Genomic DNA, 25,071 nt, shown 5'->3' on the forward strand with positions numbered 1-25,071 from the left:
TAGTTAGGTTTACCGAGTCAGGACGACTCGTTAAACCGTGTTGAAAGCTAAGCGGAACGCTTAACAAAAACCTGAGTTCGGAAGCATTAGCGAATTACGGGTTCGGGGAGTTTCCAAAGAGGGAGTCGAATCACTCCCTCTTTGGTTGTCGTCGCCAACGCGACATAAACTAACCTCTGTGCAAGAAATTCATTCATGAAGCTTGATTGCCGTCCCCGGCCTTTCGCTGGCTCAAGGCGTTCGCTTGCTAAAAATAGTTCACCGGACTATTTTCTTAACGCGCTCACCCAACGCGACAAAATCTATCAGTAACTCCCTTTGTCGGCGCAAAGCACCGACCTACCTGACAATACCTGCGATTACCTGTAGGCGAGGCTTTAGCCTTGCAAGGTTATCAATTGTCGGCCGTATCGGCAGTGAGCTCCTGCAGCGCTTTATTGTCAGGGTGAACCCTGACCTACAACGTTGTCGGTGACCTGACCATATCTATCAAATAACCACTGATGTCGGCGCAAAGCACCGACCTACAAGACCGCGATAGTCAGCGCAGTACAAGACCGCCGTTGTCGGCGGCCCGACAAAAACTAATGATGATGACCACCCTTTAGCGCCTGACCATCACTGCTGTAAAAGCCCGAAGCGCCATGCTCGATAAAACCCTGGTTAATCATTTTTGCCAGAAAGGGGTCTTGCTCGTTGTCGCCAACATCCGCATAGTCGGTGCTCTGGTAACTATCCCAAAGTGCGAACTGGCGCTCAACCGCTTGTGGGTTAAGCTCATAACCCTGTAGCTTTAAGCTGTTTACTTGCTGCCACTGACCTTGATCGTCCTGCTGGCTTAGGGTCATGCTTTTTACCAGCTTAAGCTCGGGCAGCCAGGTAATGGCCAGCTTGTGCTGCTCATTGCCATGCTCATAGAATTCTTCACGTTCGCAGCCCTGCCCCTCAGAGCGCAGCGGTTGCTCCAGTAAGGCATTGCTTACTAACTGATACTTTTGGGCCCACTCAATTTTTTGACCCTGACTTTTAAGCTCGCCGGGCTGGTACTCAATACCTCTTTGGTATTGCTCAAAATAGCGTATTGGACGTAGCTGACCTGCGCTTAAACGTTGCCATTTTTCAACAAGGCCCTGAGCCATCGCCTGATGGGCAACTTCCTGATGCAAACGCCACAGGTTAAAGTCTTTGCCGTCCTGCTTGCCCTGTTGCTGCTGATAGCTGGCTTTAAGCACGTCGGCATTGGCATCACATTGTTCGGCTGGGGCTGCGTGGGCAACACCCGTTAGGGCACAACACAGTGCCGCGAGGGGAAAATACTTCATTTTCATTCCTTTAATACCAATTCTGTTAGGTATGTGAGCAAATATAGCGCTGGATAAATGATGTGATAACAAGGCGGAGTTTTTCTTATGTAGTTATTCTACATAGAAAAATTCTAACGCAGTTAGCACGATATTTAGCCCGCTAGAATGATTAGCTATTTAAGTGAATTGGTATAAGCAGGGCCGAGCATCGGCTCGGCCCATGGCTTATTACTTAGCTAACTTGGCTTCGGCTTTCTCTACCAGATCCGCGGCATAGTTCATCACGTGGAAGATGTAACTTTGCTCATTGGTACCTGTTACCAAGTGCGCGCCAGGGCCTTGAGCATAAACACCCACGTCCTCACCGGCGTGCGTTTCTGAGCTCATAGGTACCAGGGCTTCCTGGTGGAAACCTGGAGATGCAGTATCGATACCGCTAAGGTCAACACGACCGGTAACGATTTCTCCGTTATAGCTGGCGTCGGCATCGGTTTCTGCGCCCAAGTCTTTAAAGCCGTTACCATTGGTGTAACCCAAGGTAGTGTAAGGCATGTTATCGGCAGCCAGAGTTGGCTTATCGCTGCCTACACCGACAACCTTACCCAGAATTGGGTTACCACGCTTAGGATAACCGGCAATGGTAAATACGTGGCTGTGGTCAGCGGTAACGATAATCAGGGTTTCTTCGCTGTTGGTATTGTCGATAGCCGCTTGTACCGCATCGGCAAAGGCCACGGTATCATACAAGGCGTTATAAGCATTACCGGCATGGTGAGCATGGTCGATACGACCCGCTTCAACAGTCAGGAAGAAGCCTTCATTGTTATTATCAAGTACGTCGATGGCCTTAGTGGTCATCTCGGCCAGCGACGGCTCACCGGCTACGTCATTGGCACGGTCTTGCTCGTACTGCATATGTGATTCGTTGAACAAACCGAATACGCGCTCTGTGCTCGCCGGGTCAATCTTATCGAAGCCGGCCTGATCCATCACATAAGTGCCGCTTGGATAGGCTTGCTGCCATTTAGCCGTAAGGTCGATACCATCGGTACGATCACCCTCTGTGCTGCTAAGCGCATCGGCACTGTTAAATGCAGGGTCTTTAGGCAGGAAGTGACGACGACCGCCACCCATAACTACCTCGATACCGTCCACATCTACTGCGAAACGTTTTTCCAGGTTTTCCTCGAAGTTAACCAGCTGCATGGCGATATCCTGACAGCCCTCAGCCACAGCTGCGGCCGGCATATCGGATACATCTTCCCAGTTACGGTCTGCCGACTTAGCATAGGTTGCCGCCGGAGTGGCATGGGTAATACGTGCCGTTGAGATAATACCGGTAGACTTACCGGCAATTTCCGCCAGCTCTAATGCCGTTACCAGCTCGTTACCATAAACAGAAGCACAGCTGCCGCGCTCTACCGCTTCGGCCACACCGATCACGCCAGCATCGGTTTTTACGCCCGAGGCCATGGCGGTCATGGTACCGGCCGAATCAGGTGTTTGTGCATCGACGTTATAAGTTTTTGCGAAACCAGAGTAAGGCATGGCTTCAAAACTAAGCTGGTGTTCTTCACCGGCCTTGTCTTCTAGCTGACCGGCAAGAATACGCGCCGCAGTCACGGTAGAAACACCCATGCCATCACCAACAAATAGGATCACGTTTTTAGCCTTGGCCGTAGTTGTTGCTAACGCTTCGCTACGCTCCTGAGCCTGACCCACCTTTTGCTGCGCATCAGTAAACCAAGGGTTGCTGGTTAAGCTTGCCAGCTCAGACGCATCCAGTGAGGTTTTAACGTCATTACAAACGGTTTTACTACCATCTACTTCGCCTTGCTCCAGCTGGCCGTTACCATTATCGTCGGCACCAACCTGAGTCAAAACACCGCCATTGATACACTGGCTGTCACCAACCGGGATAGCGCTGTCCAGGCTTAGGGTCTTTGGCGCATCATCATCCGAGCAACCAGCTAATGCAGCCAGCACTGCTAGAGAAAGAAAACTTAACTTTTTCATTTTATTAATTCCTTATTGCTTGGTTAACTCAAGCGCCGAATCGATAATGTGGAAAACCACGCTTTGCTCAACAACACCCTGCGCCAAGTGTGCGCCTGGGCCCGTGGCATGCAGAGAAATATCTTCACCGGCATGAGTTTCTGAGCTTAATGGAATAGTTGCTTCCTGGTGGAAGCCAGGAGTCGATGTGTCCATACCTGTGATATCTTGGCGGCCCGCCATAGGCGCATCGTTGTAGCTGGCATCGGCATCGGTTTCAACGCCCAGGTCACGGAAGCCCAGACCATTGGCGTAACCCAAGGTAGTGTAAGGCTTACCATCGGCGGCCAAAGTTGGCTTCTCGCTGCCTACGGCCACAACCTGACCCAGGATAGGGTTACCACGCTTCGGATAACCGGCAATGGTAAATACATGGCTGTGGTCGGCAGTAACCAGGATAAGGGTTTCTTCCGGATTGGTATTTTCAACCGCATGCTGTACCGCTTTGGCCAGTTCAATGGTGTCATACAGAGCGTTGTAAGCATTACCGGCATGGTGGGCGTGATCGATACGACCCGATTCTACGGTCAGGAAGAAGCCCTTGTCGTTGTTATCAAGGATATCGATGGCTTTAGCCGTCATCTCAGAAAGCGAAGGCTCACCGGCAATATCGTTTTCGCGGTCTTGCTCATACTGCATATGCGATTCATTAAACAGTGCAAACACACGCTCGGCATTATCGCTAAGGGCTTCAAAACCGGCCGATCCCAAACATACACACCGTTTTCGTATTGCTCTTGCCATTGCGCCGTTAAATCAAGACCATCGGTGCGGTCGCCTTCAACCGCGCTAAGGGCATCGTCACTGTTAAAAGCTTCGTCTTTAGGCAAGAAGTGGCGACGACCACCGCCCATCACGACTTCGATACCATCGACATCTGTGCCCAGGTAGCGTGCTTCTAAATTCTTTTCAAAGTTAACCAGCTGTGCGGCGATATCCTGACAACCTGCGGCAACCGCTTCTTCTGGCATGTCTGAAACATCTTCCCAGTTACGGTCGGCCGACTTGGCATAGGTTGCCGCTGGCGTCGCGTGGGTGATACGCGCAGTTGAGACAACCCCGGTGCTTAAACCACGGATCTCGGCCAGTTCCAGCGCCGTTACCAGCTCATTGCCAGCAACCGATGCGCAGTTACCGCGCTCTACATCTTCGTCAACACCGATAACACCGGCATCGGTTTTTACACCGGAAACCATGGCTGTCATGGTACCCGCCGAATCTGGAGTCTGGGCATCGACATTATAGGTTTTCACTTGCGCCGAATACGGGAATTGCTCGAAGCTAAGGTAACCTTCTTCGCCGAGCTTATTATTGTCTTGGCCCTGTAGAATACGTGCTGCGGTCAGGGTCGAAATGCCCATGCCGTCACCGACAAAAAGGATCACGTTTTTAGCTTTAGTTTTTTTCTCTGCAGTGGCCTGCTGTAGCTTAGTGTTCAGCTTGTCTTGGTCGGCTTGATACCACTGGCTATTGGCTTGTGCTTCTGGCAAAACAGATGCAAAAGCCTGGCTTGATAGGGCCAGAGCCACTGATGTAGCAAGGGCTAACTTTGTCACTTTCATGATTGGTTCCCGAGTATTGGTTAAATAGCGCAGGGTAGAGATACGCCTCTGTCGCGCTGATGCTTCAAAGCAAGGGATTTCCTTGCTGCAGCCCATACTCTAGTGAAGGAATGTTGCTAAAAAATAACTGTTTGTTGACCCTAAGATGACGAGAATATGACAGAGAGAAGTCAGTAAGGCCGTTGGCTGGCGAGATTTTAGGCATAAAAAAACCCAAGTCTAGGACTTGGGTTTTTCTGTAAAAAAGGCGGCTAATTACTTAGCAGCTTTTTTCGCTTTTTCAGCTGCAATTACTTCGTCCGCTACGTTGTTTGGACAAGGTGAGTAGTGTGAGAACTCCATAGAGAACTGACCACGACCTGAAGTAATAGTACGTAGGTGGCCGATGTAACCGAACATCTCAGATAGTGGTACTTCACCCTTGATGCGAACGCCCATAGCGCCTGCTTCTTGGTCTTTGATCATACCACGACGACGGTTAAGGTCACCGATTACGTCACCCACGTTGTCTTCCGGAGTGAACACGTCAACTTTCATGATTGGCTCAAGAAGCTGAGGGCCCGCTTTAGGGATAGACTGACGGAATGCGCCTTTAGCAGCGATTTCGAACGCGATGGCTGATGAGTCAACTGCGTGGAAGCCACCGTCGAATAGCTCAACTTCAACGTCTAGCACTGGGAAGCCTGCAAGTACACCTTGATCCATCATTGAAGCAAAGCCTTTTTCAACTGCTGGCCAGAATTCCTTAGGAACGTTACCACCAACAACTGAAGAAGTGAACGTGAAGCCAGAGTTAGGCTCACCAGGCTTGATACGGTAGTCGATCTTACCGAACTGACCAGAACCACCAGACTGTTTCTTGTGCGTGTAGCTATCTTCAACTTCTTGAGTGATAGTTTCACGGTAAGCAACCTGAGGCTGACCAACGATTAGGTCTACACCGTAAGTACGCTTAAGAATGTCTACCTTGATGTCTAGGTGAAGCTCACCCATACCTTTAAGGATGGTTTCGCCTGAATCTTCGTCAGTTTCAACTTGGAAAGAAGGATCTTCTGCAACCATTTTACCGATAGCAACACCCATCTTCTCGTTACCGCCTTTGTCCTTAGGAGCAACAGCGATTGAGATTACTGGATCAGGGAAGATCATTGGCTCTAGTGTACATTCGTGCTTAGGATCACAAAGAGTGTGACCAGTTTGCACGTTCTTCATACCAACAACTGCGATGATGTCACCGGCTTGTGCAGAAGAAAGCTCTGTACGCTCGTCCGCGTGCATCTCAACCATACGGCCGATACGCTCAGTTTTACCAGTAGCTGAGTTAAGGATGGTGTCACCCTTGTTAAGCTTACCTGAGTAAATACGGATAAAGGTTAGGGCGCCGAAACGGTCGTCCATGATCTTAAACGCAAGTGCGCGGAACGGCTCGTCAACAGAAACTGTTGCTACTTCACCAGTCGCTTCACCTGTATCAGGATCTGTTAGTGGCTGAGGATCAACTTCAGTTGGAGACGGTAGGTAATCTACAACAGCGTCAAGGATAGGCTGCATGCCCTTGTTCTTGTACGCAGAACCACAGAAAGTTGGGAAGAAAGCTAGATCACGTGTACCTTTACGGATACAAGCTTTGATCTGTTCCATTGAAGGCATTTCACCTTCCATGTAGGCTTCCATTAGGTCGTCGTCTTGCTCAACTGCAGTTTCGATTAGCATCTCATGGTATTCTTCAACTTTGTCTACCATGTCTGCAGGAACGTCAGTTACTTCGTAGTTTTCTGGAAGGCCTGAGTCATCCCAGATGTATGCTTTCTTCTCAAGAACGTCAACAACACCGCTGAAATCGTCTTCGATACCGATAGGAAGAGTCATTACAAGAGGAGTTGCAGCTAGTACATTTTCTACTTGGTCAACAACGCGGTAGAAGTCAGCACCCATACGGTCTAGTTTGTTAACGAAGATCAGACGAGCAACGCCAGATTCGTTCGCATAGCGCCAGTTAGTTTCTGATTGCGGCTCAACACCACCAGAACCACAGAATACACCGATACCACCGTCTAGTACTTTAAGTGAACGGTATACTTCGATAGTAAAGTCTACGTGTCCAGGAGTATCGATGATGTTGAAACGGTGGTCTTTCCAGAAACAGGTAGTCGCAGCTGACTGGATTGTGATACCACGCTCAGCTTCCTGTTCCATGAAGTCAGTGGTAGTAGAACCATCGTGCGTGTCACCGATTTTGTGGATCTTACCGGTAAGCTTAAGAATACGTTCTGTAGAGGTCGTTTTACCCGCATCAACGTGCGCGAAAATACCAATATTTCTGTATTTTGATAAATCTGCCATTTCTATACTCTGATTGGTCGAAAAATTATTCGGCGGGAGTATATCACCTCTCGTGGCGAACATCATCATAGAAACCGCTTAAAATGCAATCAAATTTAGAAAAACTAAGCGAGCGGGTCTTCGCGGATGCTGAAAATGTCGCCCGCTGCCGCACCATGATAAAAAATGAGATCGAAACTTGGTACGGCCAGTATTTTAGGAGCGCGAAAAGCGAGGTAGAAGTGGTATTTCAAGCTGATATTAGCGAGAGCAAGATATCAAGGCGATACGCAGTGGTCGCGATCCTGGATGACCTAGTGAGAAATCAGAGAAAGTTTACAAGAAAAGTGCTTGTGGGAGCTGTGAATATTGAAGGTGAACCGACGACCAGAGGTCGATAACTATAAATTTAAAGGGAGATTAATAAGAAAATCTACCAAGGAATTGGTTGCGGGAGCCGGATTTGAACGCGACACGCCGTGGTGGCGACCGTAGGTCGAACAATAATAAATTTGAAAACTTTAAGTGAGAAAACACTAAGAATTGGCTGCGGGTGCTGTGAACGTTGAAAGCGAACTGACGACCGGAGGTCGATAATTATAGATTCAAGGGAGAATAATAAGAAAATCTACCAAGGAATTGGTTGCGGGAGCCGGATTTGAACCGACGACCTTCGGGTTATGAGCCCGACGAGCTACCAGGCTGCTCCATCCCGCGCCAGTAGACTTGAAAGTTGTTTTGCTTCTGCTTTCGAAAGAAGTGGCGTATCCAATTAAGAATTGGTTGCGGGAGCCGGATTTGAACCGACGACCTTCGGGTTATGAGCCCGACGAGCTACCAGGCTGCTCCATCCCGCGCCAGTAGACTTTAAAGCTTCATTATCGTCGGGAACCGACGACCTTCGGCTTTTAGGCTTAGCAGTCCGGCGAATGATTTATCATTCTGCTCCATCCCGCGCCTGTAAATTTCGAAACTCAACCCTGTCAAAAACACACTGATTTAGCTTCTACCGCTGGTATTGAGGAGTGTCCCCTAGCCAGCGAGAGCGCCATAATATAGCAAAAGAGTGAAAATGCAAGTTTAAATGCTAAGAACGCGACTAGATGCTGCTTTTTCCACCAATTCAGTCGTGGTGCGAGCGTTGATGTGGGCTTATCATCTTTTGCCATTCCCAATCGGGATGACCCATAACTATAAAGTCGGGATTTTCGGTCGACTCCCTTTGATTATAGGTCAGAGGATTGAATTCGGCATCGGTAATACTGCCTCCAGCCTCTTCAACTATCACCTGTGAGGCGCCCGTATCCCACTCGCCTGTAGGGCCGATGCGCATAAAGCAGTCGGCCTTACCTTCGGCAACAATGCAGGCCTTTAACGAGCAAGAGCCTAAGGGTACGGTATCAAATGTGGTGTTTAGGTATTGGCTTACCGCTTCGAGTTTTTGCCTGCGACTGACCGCTAGCGTAAGGCCGCCTGGTTGCGCCACACTAATGCGTTCTATGCCTTTAGCACTCTTTTTAAAAGCACCATGTTGGTAGGTGGCATAATAGGTGATGTTTTTCGCCGGCCAGTGGATCACCCCTAAAACCGGGCGATTATTCTCAACCAGGGCAATATTGACGGCAAAGTCGCCGCTTTGAAGAATAAACTCGCCGGTGCCATCCATGGGGTCCAACAACCAATAACGAGACCAGTGTTTTCTGTCCGCCAAGGGGGGAATAGGCGTTTCTTCGGACATAATGGGGATATCGCTTGCTAATTCTTGCAGACCGGCGACCAATACCGCGTTCGCCGCAAGGTCGGCCTTAGTGACCGGCGTATCATCGGCTTTTACTTGCCTGCCAATATCCGGCTGACGATAAATCGCCATAATTGCTAAGCCAGCCTGTTCAGCCAATTCAATGCATGGCTCTAAGAATTGTTGCAATCTTACCCCCTCTCCTAAAACTTACTAGGAAGCCTTCACTAATAATAGCAAAGCGGCAACGCTTCGCGCCTCAGTAAAATCCGGTTCTGCCAACAGTTGCTGCCATTGTGATTTTGGCCAGTACACCACCTCTAAGGGTTCGGGCTCATCACCGGGTAAACGTTCGGGATAAAGTTCAGTGGCGGCAATAATATGCATATGGGCATTAAAATAGCTTGGCGCCAATGACACCTTCTTGAGAGCCTTCAAGTTATGTGCGCCAAAGCCTACTTCTTCTTTAAGTTCACGCACCGCCGCCTGCTCAGGGCTTTCACCGGGATCGATCAAGCCTTTGGGAAAGCCCAGCTGATAATCATTGGTGCCGGCACAGTACTCGCGCACCAGGATCAGCTCATCCTGCTCGGTAACCGGCACTATAAGCACGGCTCCTCTGCCGCCGCCACGAATACGTTCATACTGGCGCTGCTCACCGTTGGAAAAACATAAATCTAAGGTTTCGACTGTGAATAAGCGGCTTTGAGCAACCACTTGCGTGTCGAGAATTTGTGGAGGAGTTGGATGCTTTTTCTGTGTCATGGCCGCGACTTTGTTATTATCACCTTAATGCTCATCATAATTGTTTTAATAGGAAAAGCCTATGCCAAATTGGGCCAATATCGACACCGTGCTACTGGATATGGATGGCACTTTACTGGATCTGCATTTTGACAATCATTTTTGGCTGGAACTGATCCCCCAGGCCTATGCCAAGCGCCACCAAATAAGTCTCGTCGAAGCCCGCGATATCATAGCCCAGCGCTATGAAGAGGTGCATGGACAACTGCAATGGTATTGTCTGGATTACTGGCAGCAGGAATTACAGCTGCCGATCATGGAGCTTAAACGCGAGATACAACACCTTATCTCCATTCGAGATGACGCTATTGTGTTTCTCAAGGCCTTAAAAGCGGCGGGTAAGGAATTGATTCTGCTCACCAATGCGCATCGCGACAGTTTAAGCTTGAAGGTGGAGATGACCGAGCTGGATCAGTATCTGGATCTGCTTATTTCCACTCATGACTATGGTGTCAGTAAGGAAGAGCAGAGTTTATGGCAGCAGGTGCAAGAGGATTTGAAATTCGATAAGGAGCGCACCTTGTTTGTGGACGACAGTGCGGCTGTGCTGGCATCGGCCAAACGCTTTGGTATTGGCCACCTGCTGGCGGTGGCCAACCCGGATAGCAAGCAACCGAGTCGCCAGCTAGCCGGGTATGAAAATATCACCGACTATCGGGATATTTTACCCATCTAGGGTTACGCTGGGTAACGTTGTTGTAAGCCCTGGTAAACCAGGTGGGCAAAGTCTGGGTTTTCTGTATCCAGGCTTTTCACCACTTCCACCAGGTGCTCGTTGTCTTCCTGGCCATGCCACACCTTGATATAGGTGCCATCCTTATAGCCGTTATCCTGGCGGAAGAAATTAAGAGTATTTTTACCAACATAACCACGATACAGGTCATCGATATTCATGCCGATTTGCTGCATACAGCCGGCAAATGCCGCGGCGTTAAAGGATTTGTCATTCACCGCACTGGCGGCCAAGACTTCTAAAGTGGCTTTAAAATCCGCTTCGCTATGCACTTGCGCCATTTCCTGCTCAAGGGCGGCGGCTAGATCGGTAAAAGAGGTTTCACCGTCAATGCGTAGGCTTAGGCCAAAATGAAAAATATCCACCAGCTCTAAAATCACTTGCTCGGTGTCGGGCGTTTGCTTTTTCCACCATTTCCAGCCGTAGTGATCGAGCATTTCCGCACACTCAACCCAGATTGCTCGATACCATTCAAAGCCTTGGTCAAACCATTGCTCATGCACCTTGGTATTCATGGCATGTTGCATTTCCAACATAACGGCTATTTTTTTTGCAGCACTCGACATTTTATCTCTCACATTCGCGGTTAATAAACCTATCATACCGTTAACTGCAAAGAGAGTGAAAGGGATTAGCCACTTCCCCTACTCTGGCTCTGGGTCTGCAGCGAATTCAAGGCAATAAAAAAGGAGCCCTAGCTCCTTTGTTGTGTCTCTTAAATTTTATCTTAAGCGGTAATCACAGACCCCTTGGGTCACATATCGGGATTCAAAGGGGGCACCGCTGGTAAATTCAAAACGCATATCCTGAAGATTAAAAATAGGATGAGGGTGCTCTTGAATCCATTGCTGAGTGGCCTGACAAATGCCTTCAAGTTTGTGCAAGCGGAAAGTGTTTACCACCACCACGGCATTACCTTGCTCCAGGTAGCTGCGCTGAATATTCTCAACCCAATCGGTGTGCGTAAAGTTACTACGCAGATAAAAAGCCAGGTCGGTTTCGTCGGCTTCTTTAGGGCCTACGTCCGGTGCCTGACGCGCTTTTTGTGCAAACTGCATCAGCGACATCTGCTCACGCACCACCTGTTCACGGTGTCCCGCAGGACAAGGCTCCGTGGTGTAGGCCACTTTACCCGAAGGGCTAATACACTTATTCAACTTCTTTTCATTCGCCTGAGCAGTGAATGCCGTTGCGACAATAATTAAAAATATAGACCAATAGTGCATTGTTATTCTCTTTCTAATAGGCACGAGCACAACAATTTTGCCAAAACAAACACTAGTACACAAGTGTTATAAAATTGTTGCACCATAAACTGCTAAGCTAACGATTTTCCAGACGATTATAATCAAACAGCCCATATTCAATGCCGCGGTAGCGCTTTGAGACCTGGTGTAACAAGTCGCTATAGCGCCAAAAATCCGGGTCGCTGCGACGCACCGCAAAGCGACTTTTCAGGGCCCGATACTGCTGCTCATTGCGCACCTGTTCCAAGCCTTGCACAAAGGCAGTTAGCTGCTCTTCACTGAGCACCCACAAGGCTTCCGGATAGTCACCGATAAAACCGGGCACCACCAAAGCCTTATCTTCATCGTAGGCGCGCTGCGCTTCTTCGCGTAGCAGGCTGCTGATATTGTAATGGGCGTTATGGTGCACCAAGGTATAGGCCTGATACTCAGACTCCTTATCGCCCACCAGGATATAACTGACCTGGGGTAATAGGTTTACCGCCTTACTATCTAGGGCATTTAGGCGCTGCAACACCTCTGGCACCTGACGATAGTCATAACGTTTGCTCAGCACAGGCTCCAGTTTGGCCGCCAACTTGCGATAAAGCTCCTGCTGCATATCGTCGCTGCTATAGCTTATGCCGCTGGGTTGGGTAAAGCGGATGTCCGAGTCTTTAAGGAACTCGACCAGGCTTTTCGGTGAGCGGCGATACCAGTGGGCACGCAATTGGGCACGCTCCTCCAGAGGTAATAAAGACAAAAAGTTGTCTTCCCCTTCCATACGCAAAAAGTCCATATAGAGACGGGTGAGCAGCTGATGACCGACATTACCGTAAACATCAAACCCGGCCACCAGCAGGTAATGAATGCGCTCGAACAGGGAATAGTCGAGGATCCACGCCGTTTTCGGCGCTTCGCCCACCCAGCCCTTCACCACAGTAGCACTGTTAAAATGGCGGAAAATGGTCAAGGCGGCATTGTCATTATAGCCCTCCCCCTGCCAGAGCAGGTCCGGGGTTAAGTGCTGACCGTCGGCAAAAACTTCGTTTGCCAAAGCCGCTTTGGCTTCTAGAAATTCGCTTTGCTTGGCGGCATATTTGACCCAGCTAGAGATGGGCAGCGCATTACTTTGCTCCTGCGCTGGCATATCCAGAGTATCTTCATGACGCTCTAAAAATTGCTCGAATTGCTCGGCACCGATAAATTGCGGATCGACAAAGGCCACCCAAAATTGGTCATTGATCACATTGAGGGCGATTTGCCCGCGACATACCGGGCCTTGAATAAAGCCGCGAATAATCAACTCGGCCTCATCCAACATAAACTGATAGCGAGAGCGCACCGGGATGGCGGCAAAGGCCTTAAAGGGGTTGGAGGCCACCTCTATGCTATAACCGGGCAAACGGGTGACCTGGTACTCGGCGTCAATAAACTGCTGCTGCAGACGCGCAAGTTTACCGTCATTCAGCAATAGCGGAATATTGGTTTTCGCCAGTACTGTACTGTGGGACGCCTGTAAACGGTAATAAACGCGCTTAACCTTGGGGTCTTCATAAGGACGACGGGTGGCGATCACCTGAATGGCCTCGCCCGGTGGCGTGCTGGAGCGCACCAGTTTAAAGAATTGTCCGCGTTCCACATCGGCAAAATAGATATTGGCCAGATACCAATGCTCATAAATATAACGGGCGCTCAATCTGTGCTTTAACTCGTCGCGATTAAGAAAGGTTTCCCACTTATCGACCTCGGCCTGTAACCCGGCACTGATCTCCGGGGCGTCGGGTAAGGGCGCCCCCAGCTGCAACCAATTCGTCAGGGTTGCCATTTCCGCATTGTTTAGCGCCGGTAAGCCATAGGGCATACCCGCCAACGGGTTGTCGAGAGCGTAGTCTTCAAATTCTTCTATGGTCGGGCAGCTTTGCTGGCGATCCAGGCTAAAGTCAAACTCCTCACCCAAGATAGCCTGTTCTGGCAAAGGATGCTGCTGTTTAAGAGCCAGGGAGCGATACATAACGCTGGCCATTAAATTGGCCTGAGGACTTTGCTGGCGCTCATTGAGCACCGGATTAAAGCCCTTATCACGCCACTGCGCCGTGGTGTGTGCATCGATAAATAAACGACTCGGCTCGGACGCCAATAACCGGGTACCGTCATACACCAAGTCTTTTGAGGTGCCACGCTCTATGCCCTCAGGTGAGGACATTTTCAGCTGGCACGGGGCATCATAACAGCCATGACAGACCACGCAGCGGTTATCGATTATGGGTTTAACCTCTTGTTGGAAGAAGTTCTGCTGCTCGATAGAAATGGGATGCTGACGATTTTCCACCAGCTGTTGGCCGTAGAGACTGTCATATTTCTGAGCACCAAGTACGGCGCAGCCGGTACAAAAGGCCAGAACCAGCATCCACGCCAGTTTATTCATATTCGTCACCGAGGTCGAAGGTTGGCATCATTTCCAACTGGGGCGAGACGTAGCTTTGACCATCGCTGCACTCCAGGACTGCTGCCAATAACGGGCCACGACTTAGCGTCAGCATGGCCTGATGCTCACAAGACAACAAGGGCTGAGCCTGAGGACGCAGCTCATAGCTGCTAAGCTGCAGGCTCACCGTTTGCTCGGCGCTGGGGTTTTGGCATAAATGCGCCAGCAGATCTTCGTCCAGCTCTACCTCTAACAGCAGATCTGGTTCATTCATGTCGCGAGAATAAAGTGAGTCATTGAGTAAAAACAAAGGGAGGCTAAGCACAGCGCCTTGCGATAATTCCACGGAAAACCCCGAAAAAGTCGATAATCAGCCCTCATAATAGCAAAAAAAGTCTTTGCTTTGGCTGCTTTTGTAACCAGATAGGGTATATTAACCAAGTAATTAGGGAGGAGAACGCACATGACAGTACTTTTAATCATACTGGTTGTTGTCGCCATAGCCGTGGTAATAATCTTCAACAATCTAGTACAGTATAAGAACGAATTTCAAAATGCCTTTGCACAGATAGACGTGCAATTACACCGCCGCCATGACCTAGTGCCTAACCTGGTTGCTACCGCGCAGGCGTATCTGGATCATGAAAACACCACCCTAAAAGCGGTTATCGCCGCCCGTAACCAGGCGGTAAGCGCCCTGCAAGCACTGCATCAAGGCAATATCGATGCCACCAAATTGGCACAGCTGGCCGCCAGCGAAGGCGCACTAAGCAGTGCCCTCGGTGCCTTGCAAATTAGTGTCGAGGATTATCCCGACCTTAAAGCCGACAGCACCATGGCCAACCTAAGCGAAGAGCTTACCAGCACAGAAAACCGTATCGCTTTTGCCCGCCAGGCCTATAACGACGCGGTGATGCAGTACAACAGCTTTAAGCAAAGCTTCCCTCCTGTACTGGTTGCGAAAATGACGGGTCATGGTATCGATGCGCCACTATTGCAGTTGGAAGACCCACAAGTACAACGTCAGGCACCGAAAGTTTCCTTTAACTAGCCGTGCACAACTTCTTTGAACACCAGCGCCAGGCTAGGCGTAAAACCTGGCTGCTGGTTACCTTGTTTGTTCTCGCGGTCACCCTGCTGATCGCCCTCGCCCATTGGCCATTACTGTGGTTGATGCGCGTCTTCGCCACCGATCCCTATACATTCTTTAATTATGGTCTTCAACCTCTGGAAAATGGCAGCCGTATACACCTTGGCGTCACCCTGACCATAGGCTCAGTGATCATGGCGGCCGTGGTCTATAAATACCTGCAACTGCGCCGCGGCGGTCACGTTATTGCTCAGCAACTCGGTGGTGAGCAGGTGCAAAGCAACAGTTATGATCCACTGCATCGTCAATTGCTGAACGTGGTTGAAGAAGTTGCCATCGCCGCACGAATGCCGGTACCCGGGGTTTATGTACTTGAACGTCAGCCCAGCATCAACGCCTTTGCCGCCGGTTATCACAAACAGGACAGTGTTATTGCCGTTACTCAAGGAGCCTTACAACAGCTAAGTCGCGAGCAATTACAGGCGGTGGTAGCTCATGAGTTCAGCCATATTCGTCACGGCGATGTGCGCCTTAATGTGCGTATGACGGCCTTACTCTTCGGCATTACCTTTATTGGCCAGGCTGGTGAAAATCTTATCTACAGCGCCATGCATGCCTCGCGCCGACACGCCCAAAAAGGCGACGGAGCCGGCTTTGGCGCCATCGTTGGCCTGATACTCACTCTGTTTGGCTGGCTTGGAACTCAGCTCGGCGATGCCATTAAGGCCCTGGTCTGTCGCCAGCGGGAATACCTCGCCGATGCCGGAGCCGCCGAACTCACTCGCGCCCCCTATGACCTGGCTCAGGCCTTACTGGTAATAGCCGAAAGCCCACGCAAAAACACCTTGAGACAAAACAATGCGCATTTATATAGCCATTTGTTTTTTTCCGATGCGCTCAGTCCCTGGCTATCCTGGTTAAGCACCCATCCGCCTCTGAGCAAGCGCATCCGAGCACTGGACCCCAGCTGGGATGGCGTGCTTACCGAACGCCCCAGAGGCCATGCCCATACGACGGTGCATGGCGCCATGATGGCGGCGCATGAGCAAAGTCAGTTTCAGGTGGCGCGACATCAAAACAACAACCTGAATCAGATAAAACTTGAAGGAGTCGATGCCAACCTTGGTTACCTGGCTCATGAGCCAGTGGATGCCCAGTGGCTGGTAATGATGCTCTGCCTGCATCAAGACTGGCAGCAGCGCCAAGCACAACTGCGTCAGATTGTCGCGTTACCCTATGTCGATGCCTTTAAATTCGACCAGGCGGAAGCCTCTTTGGCAGGGCTTGGCATGAGTAAAAAGCTGATGCTGTTGGAGGTTGCCATAGGGGCACTGCGTTGTTTGCCAATACATGGACAGCGGGAGTTTTTAGCCAAGCTAAAAAATATTGTTGTCGTAGATGGTAGTTTGGACCTTCATGCCTGGTCCTTCTATGAACTAAGCGCCCACGCCCTGAGTGAAGCCAGTACAGGCGCCATAGGTGGGCTTAATAAAAAGCTTATCGGAACGGCCTGCGAGCAATTGCTTAACGCCCTTGCCAGCTTTGGTCACAGTGATGAGCAGCAACAGGCAACAGCCCTTAATGCTGCTTCCGAGGCCTTGCAGTTACCCATGCGCTATTATGGCGATGCCCAATGTCAGGTCACCCGTTTACAACGGGCATTAAGCATAGTGAAAGCCTTGCCGCAGGCGAAGAAGCAGGTGCTGATCCAAGCCTGCCAGCTCTGCATTAGCCACGATGGCGAAATTAATGAGGCGGAGCAGGTGATCCTATACACACTTGCCGCCTGCTTAAATGTAGATAGTGAAGTAGTGAGCCGCTTACCAGGGTAAGCGCTCACCGTTGGCATGCCAAAAGCCGCCGGTATTGGCCAAGTCCAGCTCGGCGATCCGCTGCTTTATGCGCTGCGCTGCGACCTCGGGGCTGACGTCACCGGCAAAACCCACCATACGCGTTTGCACAAAACCGGGATGAAATAAACCAACCGCAACGGCACGCGGCTTAAGTTCGTGGGCCAGGCTCACGGCGGCAGCGTTCAGGGCCGCTTTAGACATGCGATAACCTATATAGCCCCCTGAACCATTGTCGGCAATAGAGCCCATACGTGAGGTGATCATCGCCACCTTGGCACCGGCGGGCAATAAATGCCCCAAGGCATGGGTAACGCGCAAAGGTGCCAGGGCGTTGACGGCAAACTGCTGCTCTATTGCCGCAAAGTCCATATCGGCCAAGGTTTCATTGTGTAATAGCCCAGCGTTGTTAATCAAAATATCTATGGGCTTATTATCAAGTTTGGTTGCCAGATCACGTAACTGCTCGGGTTCGCAAACATCGATACCAGAGATCACATTGACACCTAAAGCATCAAGTTCATCGCTGCTTTGGCGCACCAAGGCGCTTACTTCGGCACCAGCATTCACGTACTGCTTAGCCAATTCCAGGCCTATGCCACGATTGGCACCGGTAATCACCACATGTTGAGTCATTGCCTTATCCTTGAAGTTGAATAACCGAAAATACCGCGCCTTGGGGGTCATTAATCACGCTGAAGCGACCAACATCCGGGATATCTATAGGCTCTACGCACACCTCAGCGCCGAGTTTTTTTGCCAGCTCCACCTGCTCATCGCAGTTATCAACCTGAAAATACACCATCCAATGCGATGGAATGTCGTCCGGCCACTGCTCATTCATTTCCAGCATGCCGCCAATTTCCTCACCATCAATGCTGAGAACCCTGTATTCCATATCGTCCATAGGGTGTGATTCACTATGCCAGCCCACCAGCTGCTTATAAAACTCGGTACTGGCGCGCATATCTCGGGTGGCCAGTTCAAACCAGCAAGGGGTGTTGGTTTCATTCTTACGTTGTGAACCCTTATGGCCCTGACCCTGCCATAAAGCCACCATGGCGCCACCGGGATCGCATAGCAACACCATTTTCCCGGCACCGGGCACCTCATGCGGACCATGCACTATGCTGGCTCCAAGCTCTTTGGCAGCGGCGGTTTTACTGTCGACATCATCAACGGCAATATAAGTCAGCCAATAGCTAGGCACGCCCTGCGCCTGCTGATCGGCGGGCATCTGATACATGGCGGCAATATCCTGTTGCTGCTTTTGCAGCATGGTGTAATACACACCTTCTCCAATAGGCTGATCGTGCGCCGACCAAGAGAAAAAATCGCCGTAGAAGGTCTTGCCGTTTTGCCAGTCTGTTGAGCACAGCTCGGCCCAGCAAAAATGTCCTTGAGGGTAATTATCTTGACTCATACTAGTACATCCCCTTTATTGTTTTAATAACCATAGCGTAATCCGCGAGAGACTGGAGCAATAATTCTATTGCCAGATCTTAGCTATTGACCTTAAACGAGTTAAGTATAAAAAGACAAGAAAACTTTAATTGAGAATTATTTGCAATAACTGTTGACTTACCCTTAAATCTAATTGATAATCAATCTCAACAAGTTGAGGGGATTTAAACCCGCTTGTTACTGAAAATTTGTTTCACGACCCTGAAACACGCTTAGCGCTCGTAAGGCACAGGTTGATGGCGGTCAATTCATCGCCCCTTGATATGGTCATTCCATCAACCGCACTACATTTTACTTGCTACATTGCTCATATCGGTGACGGTAGATATGAAAACAAAAAAGCCCTTGCGGGCTTTTTTTATGTCTGTGATTTAATACCCGTAGATTAACGGCGGTTCTTACGGGCCCGGGCGCGGCGCTGACGCTTTTCTTCTTCCTTGGCCGCTTTTTTGGCCTCGGCTGCGGCGCGTAGTTCAGCCACCATCAGCTCTTCGCGCTCACGCATCTCAGGCGTTTCCATGCTCACTCGGCCAAGCACTGCATCGCGCAGCTCATTGATTAAAATTTCCGAGAACTTATGCAGGTCTACCTGGTTACCACCACGAATACAGCCGCGATTTTTACCCGCCGCCAACATAAAGTCATAATCATGCTCGGGTAAAGGGTTAACCTTGTAACGGTCAATCAGCAGCTGCGGATAAGCTTGCAGCAAATACTCCGCGGTGTAGCTGGCGACTTCTTCATAATCTATGGCGGTATCGCGAATAGCGCCGGTGGCTGCTAAGCGATAGCCGGAGTTTTCATTCTCAACCTTGGGCCAGAGCATTCCTGGGGTATCATAAAGCATGATGCCTTCATCGATTTTAATCCGCTGCTGCGCCTTGGTTACCGCCGGTTCGTTACCGGTTTTGGCGACGATACGCCCCGCCAGGGTATTGATCAAGGTCGACTTACCAACATTGGGAATACCCATGATCATGGCTTTAATTTGTTTATCGGCACCCACCTTGTGAGGCACCAGCTTTTTACACAGCTCGACTATTTTGCCCACCTGCGCGGCCTTATCATGCTCCAGCGGCAGAGCCTTAACACCACTTTCCTGCTCAAGATAATTGAGCCATTGCGTGGTCATCTGTGGATCGGCCAAATCGGCCTTATTAAGGATCTTGATCACCGGCTTATCGCCGCGCAGTGCACCCACCATGGGATTCTCGCTGCTGTAGGGAATACGCGCGTCCAGTACTTCAATAATCACGTCCATTTGCGGCATGATTTCTTTTATTTCATTGCGCGCCTTGTTCATATGGCCCGGAAACCATTGAATTCCTGCTCTACTCATTCGCTTTATAACCTTATATTTAATCAAGCAGTTGCTGGTGCAGCGTTATAAAACACCACTTTGAGCGCCGAAGTTACGCATGCAACTCTACCAATAACCCCTATTGTACTATCGCTGGCGCCGAGTTTCACGACTTTGCCTGCCAACGAGCTAGAGCAAATGAGCAGATGAGGGTGTATACTGCCCGCTTTGCTCGCCTAGGAAGTAGTTGTTATGGCATTAAAGGCCACCATAATTAAAGCGCGTCTCAATATCAGTGATATGAATCGCCACCACTATCAAGAATACCCTTTAACCGTCGCCCAGCATCCTTCGGAAACCGAGCAACGACTGATGATCCGCCTGCTGGCTTTTGCCTTACATGCCAATGATGAGCTGCAATTTACCAAAGGCCTGTGCGCCGAAGACGAGCCGGAATTATGGCAACGGGAAATGGATGACAGCATCAGCCTGTGGATAGATCTCGGTCTGCCCGATGAAAAGCGCCTCAAAAAAGCCTGCACTCGTGCCCAAGAAGTAGTGCTGTACGCCTATGGCGAAAACAACCAGGAAATTTGGTGGCAAAAGAATCAGCAAAAGTTAAGCCAGTTTAAAAATCTTAGGGTGATCAGCTTGAACTATGAGCAGACTCAGCAACTGGCGGCCATGGCCTCGCGCAGCGTCGACCTCACCATTAGCATAGAAGATGCCGAAGTATGGGTGAGCAACCAGGAGCAAACGCTGCAAATTACCTTGACCTCTTGGCAGGGTCAGGGCTAAATAGCCAAAACTGGGACAAAGTGTTGGTGACGATTCGTCATGAATTATGTCGGACCTAGGTCAAGGTGTGGGTAAGGATAAGTATGATCACTAAGGTAGTAGTTTTACATGGCTTGTATATGTCGGGTTTTGTTATGCGCCCCCTGTGCGCACGGCTGCAAAAACACGGCTACGATATACTCAACCTGTCATATAACACCTTAGATCCCAATACCGATGAGATCTTCGCCCGCATCAATGCCTTTATCGGCGATCATGAATGCGCCTTTGTCTGCCATTCCTTGGGCGGCCTGATCGCACGACGCTATCTCAGCCAGGATTTCCCCCAAGCGGATCAGGTAAAAAAGGTTTTTACCCTGGGCACGCCCCACAAGGGTGCCAAGATAGTCCATCATATGCAGCAAAAAGGTATGCAGGCGCTGCTAAAAAACAGCCTGGAATATCTGGCCAGTGAAAATCAAGACTGGCCCTTTAACGCCAAGCTCTACAGCATTGCCGGTGACTTACCTCTGGGCCTGTTACCCCTGTTTGAACAGGGACACCCATGCGATGGTACGGTCAAGGTCGATGAAACCAAGCTCAACGGCATGGCGCAGCACAAGGTGTTTCACCTTAGCCACACCAGCCTGATCTACTCCCGCAAGGTCGTTGCTTATATTCTTGAGCAACTGCGAGAGGATTAATCCTCAGCAGCAGCGGCAATCTTATAAGCAACCATAGCGATAATAGCCAGCACTAGAGGGATAGGTGCTGCAATCATGCCGAAGGCATCGGAATTTGCGTAGCTGGCACCGGCAAGGTGACCCACTAGAGTAATTACAAAGGTGAGAACGGCAATAACACAAACGGTGATTTCAGCTTTTTTCGATTTATTCATAACCACATCTCCTATGTCGATGTTCAGATTATGCTCCCCCAGTGCATACAAATATTGCGCTAAATCAACTTTCAGTGCCGCTTTTTTGAGCTCACAATCCGCCTTTGCGATAGATCAATATTTCACCATGAGCACCTTGTTTTTGGCATAAATCATGCCCATGTCATTAGTTACAAGCGTATGCAAATCATTTTATTTGATGGCTTAAATCGATTTTATCCGCTTGTTATTAATGGGCTTTAAGCCATACTGAAGACAACTTCTAAACGCAAAGGAGACAGCTATGTCGCAAGTAAATGCTATTGGATTAGATACTCAAGAAACAGAAACTATCATCGATGAGCTCAACCGCTTATTGAGCTGCTATCAAATTCAATACATGAACGCTCGAGGCTTTCATTGGAATATAAAAGGCCGCGACTTTTTCGAACTGCACGTCAAATTTGAAGAAATCTACAACCTGTTACTGGAAAAGGTCGATGAAATCGCCGAACGCATTCTTACCCTGGGAGGGGAACCGCTGCATGCGTTTACAGATTATATCGAACTGAGCCAGATCAACGAGGCTAAAAATATCAGCGATGGTGGTCAGGCGTTGCAAAACCTCCTTGAGGGCTATACAACCTTGATCAAGATGCAGCGCAACATTCTTGTCGATGCCAGTGATAATGAAGATGAAGGCACGGCGGCATTAATGAGCGACTACATCAAAGAACAGGAAAAGCTGGTGTGGATGCTTAAAGCCTATCTCGACTAAAAGTCCATCAAGCCAGGCGACAACTTAGCGCCTGGCTTTCTTAACTACCGACTTTACTAGCCTTCAGGAGCAGAGCATGACCCCTAAATACCGCCGCGAACACGATAGCATGGGGGAGCTCAAGGTTCCCGTCAACGCCCTCTATCAAGCGCAAACACAGCGCGCCGTAAATAATTTTAAAATCAGTTCGCTAACCATGCCGAGCCGCTTTATTACCGCGCTCGCCCATATCAAACGCGCCGCGGCTAAGGTCAATACTGAGCTCGGCTATTTAGATGCCAAGACAGGTTCGGCTATCGCCAAAGCATGTAGCGAAATCATCGCTGGAGAGCACTTAGAACACTTCCCCGTTGATGTATTCCAGACCGGCTCAGGCACCAGCACCAATATGAATGCCAATGAAGTGATTGCCACCCGTGCCACTGATCTGCTCGGTGCCAAGGTGCACCCCAATGATCAGGTGAATATGGGGCAAAGCTCTAATGATGTAATCCCCACGGCCATCCATGTCAGTAGTGCCATTGCCATCGAGCAGGAACTGCTACCAGCCTTGGATCATCTTGCAGAGGTGATCGCGGCCAAGATTGAACAGGTTGGCGAGTTGGTCAAAACCGGACGCACCCATCTTATGGATGCCATGCCGGTTACCTTTGCGCAAAGCATGTCAGCCTGGCACACGCAAATCGTCGCCGCCAGAGCCCATATCAACCACAGCGCAGCTGCCCTGTTACAGCTCGCTCAAGGGGGCACTGCGGTCGGCACTGGCATTAATGCCGATCCACATTTCGCTACACATTTTGCCAAAGAAATGACCAAGCAAACTGGCGTGGATTTCAGTGCCGCAGAGAACCTCTTCTTTCATATCTCCACCCAGGATACCGTGGTCGCCGTTTCTGGGCAGCTTAAAACCGCTGCGGTGGCACTAATGAAAATAGCCAATGACTTGCGCTGGATGAACTCGGGCCCGCTCGGTGGTTTGGCTGAAATAGAGCTGGAAGCACTGCAGCCTGGCTCATCGATTATGCCCGGCAAGGTCAACCCGGTGATCCCGGAAGCCACCACCATGGCCGCCGCTCAGGTGATAGGTAACGACACCACTATCACAATCGCCGGTCAGTCAGGTAATTTCGAACTCAATGTTATGTTGCCGGTGATCGCCTATAACGTACTGCAAAGCATAGAGTTACTTAGCAACAGCAGTAGAGCGCTGGCCGATAAAGCCATCGCCAGCTTTAAGGTAAGCGAAGAAAATCTCACCCGCTCCTTAGCTAAAAACCCTATTTTAGTCACCGCCCTAAACCCAATTATAGGTTATGAAAAAGCGGCGCAAATCGCTAAAAAAGCCTATGCCGAAAAGCGTGCCATACTCGATGTCGCCGCCGCTGAAACAGATATTCCCTATGAAGACTTATTGCAATTACTGGATCCCAAAAAGCTTACCCAAGGGGGCATTCAAAATTAGCGAAGGCATGGTTAAAGGATAAAAAGCAAGCATTTGCGCACGGCTAAAATGTCAGTATGATGGTGCTTAAGATCATCAACAAAAGAATAAACTTATTATGCGATTATCATTTATAGCCATCGCGGTGCTGGCGCTTAGCGCCTGTAATAACAGTAGCCAAGCGGAAACTCAGACCTTAGCTGCGGAACAGCCAAACCAAGCACAACAACTAGACAACCAACTTAAGCCGGCACCTAAACAGCTGGTCACTACAAAAAACCCTATTAGGGTGGAAAATATGCAGATGACCGCCACCCCTGAGTCTATCGCTCAAGGTTATAAGCAGATCCATGAACTTACGGCGGATAAATCCTGTGATAGCACTGAGCAATGCCAGGTGGTTGCCGTTGGCAGCAGAGCCTGTGGTGGTGCCAACGAATACCTTGTATTTTCGACTAAGACAGCAGATGCCGCCCAGGTTAAAGCATTGGCAGAAGAAATCACTGTGCAAGAGCGTCAATTTAACCTGAAGACCGGGGCAGTGAGCATTTGCGAACACCTAATGCGTCCATCAACCCAGTGCCAACAGTCCCAGTGCGTTAAAATTCAGGGCTCCTCTTCTTCGGTTTACTAATCTCAGTAACCAAATAAGCTGAGCAGTAAAGACAGGACAATAATCGCCAAGAGACAAAGTAAGGCCCTGATAATATATCGGGGCCGCATTTCTTGGCGGCGCCATTGAAAATAAAGAAATTTAGCAAAATAAGTGGCAGCCACCCCAAATAGTGCAAACACCAATAAATATGCACCTAGTGCTATCACAACAACCTCGACACTATTCTCTAATCATCCCTAATAGCCTAACAAGTTCACTCCCTTAATACCAAGAAAAGCCAGCCTAATCCAAGCGGGTTTTTTATATCTTGATTTTGCAAGGCTAAAGCCGCGCCTACAGATAGCTGGGGGAGTTTTTTAAGTCGGGGCTGGCCGACAAGGCCGTTGTAGGTCGGGGTTTACCCCGACAAGGTGCAACCCCATGCCGCATTGTCGGCCTAAAAGACCGACCTACAAACACAAAAAACCCGCTGCATTGCTGCAACGGGTTTCTTTAAATAAGGCCCTGACGATGTTCTACTTTCACATGGCAAATGCCACACTATCATCGACGCTGTTTCGTTTCACTACTGAGTTCGGCATGGGGTCAGGTGGTTCCAAAACGCTATGGTCGTCAGGAAAAATTGTAAATTCGGAAAGCTTAATAAGTAATGTGTCTACTTCAGTCTTAATTTCTAACTTCTAACTTAACAGTCTCACACCATTTT

The 25,071-nt window shown here is 49.6% G+C and carries 22 protein-coding genes, 2 tRNA genes, 1 rRNA gene and 1 pseudogene; 9 read left to right on the plus strand and 17 right to left on the minus strand.

What is annotated here, in order from left to right; all coding sequences use genetic code 11:
• Positions 1-584 precede the first annotated feature (584 nt).
• From C2M17_RS08295 to fusA, 4 genes and pseudogenes are all read right to left on the minus strand, one after another.
• Positions 585-1,322, minus strand: coding sequence for a hypothetical protein (locus tag C2M17_RS08295; RefSeq protein WP_105200365.1), 738 nt, complete (start codon positions 1,320-1,322; stop codon positions 585-587).
• Positions 1,323-1,532: 210 nt separating this feature from the next.
• Positions 1,533-3,320: an alkaline phosphatase gene (locus tag C2M17_RS08300; RefSeq protein WP_105200366.1), complete on the minus strand. Its 1,788-nt coding sequence runs from the start codon at positions 3,318-3,320 to the stop codon at positions 1,533-1,535.
• Between the two features lie 12 nt (positions 3,321-3,332).
• Positions 3,333-4,921: pseudogene (locus tag C2M17_RS08305) on the minus strand (alkaline phosphatase).
• A 255-nt stretch (positions 4,922-5,176) separates the two neighbouring features.
• Entirely contained in the window at positions 5,177-7,264 is a 2,088-nt protein-coding gene (gene fusA / locus C2M17_RS08310) for an elongation factor G (protein ID WP_105200389.1), read from the minus strand.
• Between the two features lie 83 nt (positions 7,265-7,347).
• Between fusA and C2M17_RS08315 the strand changes: the two genes are divergently transcribed.
• Positions 7,348-7,644, plus strand: a complete 297-nt coding sequence (locus C2M17_RS08315; RefSeq protein ID WP_105200367.1) for a hypothetical protein — start codon at positions 7,348-7,350, stop codon at positions 7,642-7,644.
• A gap of 239 nt (positions 7,645-7,883) precedes the next feature.
• On the opposite strand, the gene C2M17_RS08320 is transcribed toward C2M17_RS08315, so the two are convergent.
• The 4 genes from C2M17_RS08320 to nudE form a co-directional block, all read right to left on the minus strand.
• Positions 7,884-7,960 (minus strand) — tRNA-Met (locus C2M17_RS08320).
• Between the two features lie 63 nt (positions 7,961-8,023).
• Positions 8,024-8,100: transfer RNA gene (locus tag C2M17_RS08325), tRNA-Met, on the minus strand.
• 266 nt (positions 8,101-8,366) lie between these two features.
• Positions 8,367-9,170, minus strand: coding sequence for a 3'(2'),5'-bisphosphate nucleotidase CysQ (gene cysQ, locus C2M17_RS08330; protein ID WP_105200368.1), 804 nt, complete (start codon positions 9,168-9,170; stop codon positions 8,367-8,369).
• Between the two features lie 24 nt (positions 9,171-9,194).
• On the minus strand, positions 9,195-9,746 hold the full coding sequence (gene nudE, locus C2M17_RS08335) for an ADP compounds hydrolase NudE (RefSeq protein WP_105200369.1): 552 nt from the start codon (positions 9,744-9,746) through the stop codon (positions 9,195-9,197).
• 61 nt (positions 9,747-9,807) lie between these two features.
• On the opposite strand from nudE, the gene yrfG reads away from it, so the two are divergent.
• Positions 9,808-10,461: a GMP/IMP nucleotidase gene (yrfG, locus tag C2M17_RS08340; protein WP_105200370.1), complete on the plus strand. Its 654-nt coding sequence runs from the start codon at positions 9,808-9,810 to the stop codon at positions 10,459-10,461.
• Positions 10,462-10,463: 2 nt separating this feature from the next.
• Here yrfG and C2M17_RS08345 read toward each other — a convergent pair whose 3' ends face one another.
• The 4 genes from C2M17_RS08345 to C2M17_RS08360 form a co-directional block, all read right to left on the minus strand.
• Positions 10,464-11,084, minus strand: coding sequence for a dUTP diphosphatase (locus C2M17_RS08345; RefSeq protein WP_105200390.1), 621 nt, complete (start codon positions 11,082-11,084; stop codon positions 10,464-10,466).
• Positions 11,085-11,240: 156 nt separating this feature from the next.
• On the minus strand, positions 11,241-11,744 hold the full coding sequence (locus C2M17_RS08350; RefSeq protein WP_105200371.1) for a hypothetical protein: 504 nt from the start codon (positions 11,742-11,744) through the stop codon (positions 11,241-11,243).
• A 97-nt stretch (positions 11,745-11,841) separates the two neighbouring features.
• Positions 11,842-14,172: a fatty acid cis/trans isomerase gene (locus C2M17_RS08355; RefSeq protein WP_105200372.1), complete on the minus strand. Its 2,331-nt coding sequence runs from the start codon at positions 14,170-14,172 to the stop codon at positions 11,842-11,844.
• The gene (locus C2M17_RS08360) at positions 14,165-14,518 is read right to left on the minus strand and encodes a hypothetical protein (RefSeq protein WP_105200373.1); all 354 of its coding nucleotides are present in this window, start codon (positions 14,516-14,518) and stop codon (positions 14,165-14,167) included. The genes C2M17_RS08355 and C2M17_RS08360 overlap by 8 nt, the downstream gene beginning before the upstream one ends.
• A gap of 117 nt (positions 14,519-14,635) precedes the next feature.
• Between C2M17_RS08360 and C2M17_RS08365 the strand changes: the two genes are divergently transcribed.
• Together C2M17_RS08365 and C2M17_RS08370 are read left to right on the plus strand one after the other, a co-directional pair.
• The gene (locus C2M17_RS08365; protein ID WP_105200374.1) at positions 14,636-15,223 is read left to right on the plus strand and encodes a LemA family protein; all 588 of its coding nucleotides are present in this window, start codon (positions 14,636-14,638) and stop codon (positions 15,221-15,223) included.
• 2 nt (positions 15,224-15,225) lie between these two features.
• Positions 15,226-17,094 carry a M48 family metallopeptidase gene (locus C2M17_RS08370; RefSeq protein ID WP_105200375.1) on the plus strand — a complete coding sequence of 623 codons (1,869 nt, stop codon included), beginning with the start codon at positions 15,226-15,228 and terminating at the stop codon, positions 17,092-17,094.
• Here C2M17_RS08370 and C2M17_RS08375 read toward each other — a convergent pair.
• The 3 genes from C2M17_RS08375 to ylqF all read right to left on the minus strand — a co-directional run bounded on the left by C2M17_RS08375 (position 17,083) and on the right by ylqF (position 19,915).
• Entirely contained in the window at positions 17,083-17,748 is a 666-nt protein-coding gene (locus C2M17_RS08375; RefSeq protein ID WP_105200376.1) for an SDR family oxidoreductase, read from the minus strand. The genes C2M17_RS08370 and C2M17_RS08375 overlap by 12 nt on opposite strands.
• Positions 17,749-17,752: 4 nt before the next feature.
• Entirely contained in the window at positions 17,753-18,535 is a 783-nt protein-coding gene (locus C2M17_RS08380) for a VOC family protein (RefSeq protein ID WP_105200377.1), read from the minus strand.
• A 426-nt stretch (positions 18,536-18,961) separates the two neighbouring features.
• The gene (ylqF, locus tag C2M17_RS08385) at positions 18,962-19,915 is read right to left on the minus strand and encodes a ribosome biogenesis GTPase YlqF (protein ID WP_105200378.1); all 954 of its coding nucleotides are present in this window, start codon (positions 19,913-19,915) and stop codon (positions 18,962-18,964) included.
• A gap of 213 nt (positions 19,916-20,128) precedes the next feature.
• Here ylqF and C2M17_RS08390 point away from each other — a divergent pair, with 213 nt between their 5' ends.
• Both C2M17_RS08390 and C2M17_RS08395 read left to right on the plus strand, forming a co-directional pair.
• A complete protein-coding gene (locus C2M17_RS08390) occupies positions 20,129-20,674 on the plus strand; it encodes a YaeQ family protein (protein ID WP_105200379.1) in 546 nt (181 codons plus the stop codon).
• A gap of 83 nt (positions 20,675-20,757) precedes the next feature.
• Positions 20,758-21,357, plus strand: a complete 600-nt coding sequence (locus tag C2M17_RS08395) for a PGAP1-like alpha/beta domain-containing protein (protein WP_105200380.1) — start codon at positions 20,758-20,760, stop codon at positions 21,355-21,357.
• On the opposite strand, the gene C2M17_RS08400 is transcribed toward C2M17_RS08395, so the two are convergent.
• Positions 21,354-21,551, minus strand: a complete 198-nt coding sequence (locus C2M17_RS08400; RefSeq protein ID WP_105200381.1) for a hypothetical protein — start codon at positions 21,549-21,551, stop codon at positions 21,354-21,356. The genes C2M17_RS08395 and C2M17_RS08400 overlap by 4 nt on opposite strands.
• A 283-nt stretch (positions 21,552-21,834) precedes the next feature.
• Between C2M17_RS08400 and C2M17_RS08405 the strand changes: the two genes are divergently transcribed.
• From C2M17_RS08405 to C2M17_RS08415, 3 genes are all read left to right on the plus strand, one after another.
• Positions 21,835-22,308: a Dps family protein gene (locus tag C2M17_RS08405; RefSeq protein ID WP_105200382.1), complete on the plus strand. Its 474-nt coding sequence runs from the start codon at positions 21,835-21,837 to the stop codon at positions 22,306-22,308.
• A gap of 76 nt (positions 22,309-22,384) precedes the next feature.
• Complete coding sequence (locus C2M17_RS08410) at positions 22,385-23,770, plus strand: class II fumarate hydratase (protein WP_105200383.1); 1,386 nt, start codon at positions 22,385-22,387, stop codon at positions 23,768-23,770.
• A 97-nt stretch (positions 23,771-23,867) separates the two neighbouring features.
• The gene (locus tag C2M17_RS08415) at positions 23,868-24,383 is read left to right on the plus strand and encodes a hypothetical protein (RefSeq protein ID WP_105200384.1); all 516 of its coding nucleotides are present in this window, start codon (positions 23,868-23,870) and stop codon (positions 24,381-24,383) included.
• Positions 24,384-24,867: 484 nt separating this feature from the next.
• On the opposite strand, the gene rrf is transcribed toward C2M17_RS08415, so the two are convergent.
• Positions 24,868-24,982 (minus strand): 5S ribosomal RNA (gene rrf / locus C2M17_RS08425).
• Between the last annotated feature and the right edge of the window lie 89 nt (positions 24,983-25,071).

This window comes from Pseudoalteromonas sp. T1lg10 (assembly GCF_002964545.1).
Lineage (GTDB): Bacteria > Pseudomonadota > Gammaproteobacteria > Enterobacterales > Alteromonadaceae > Pseudoalteromonas.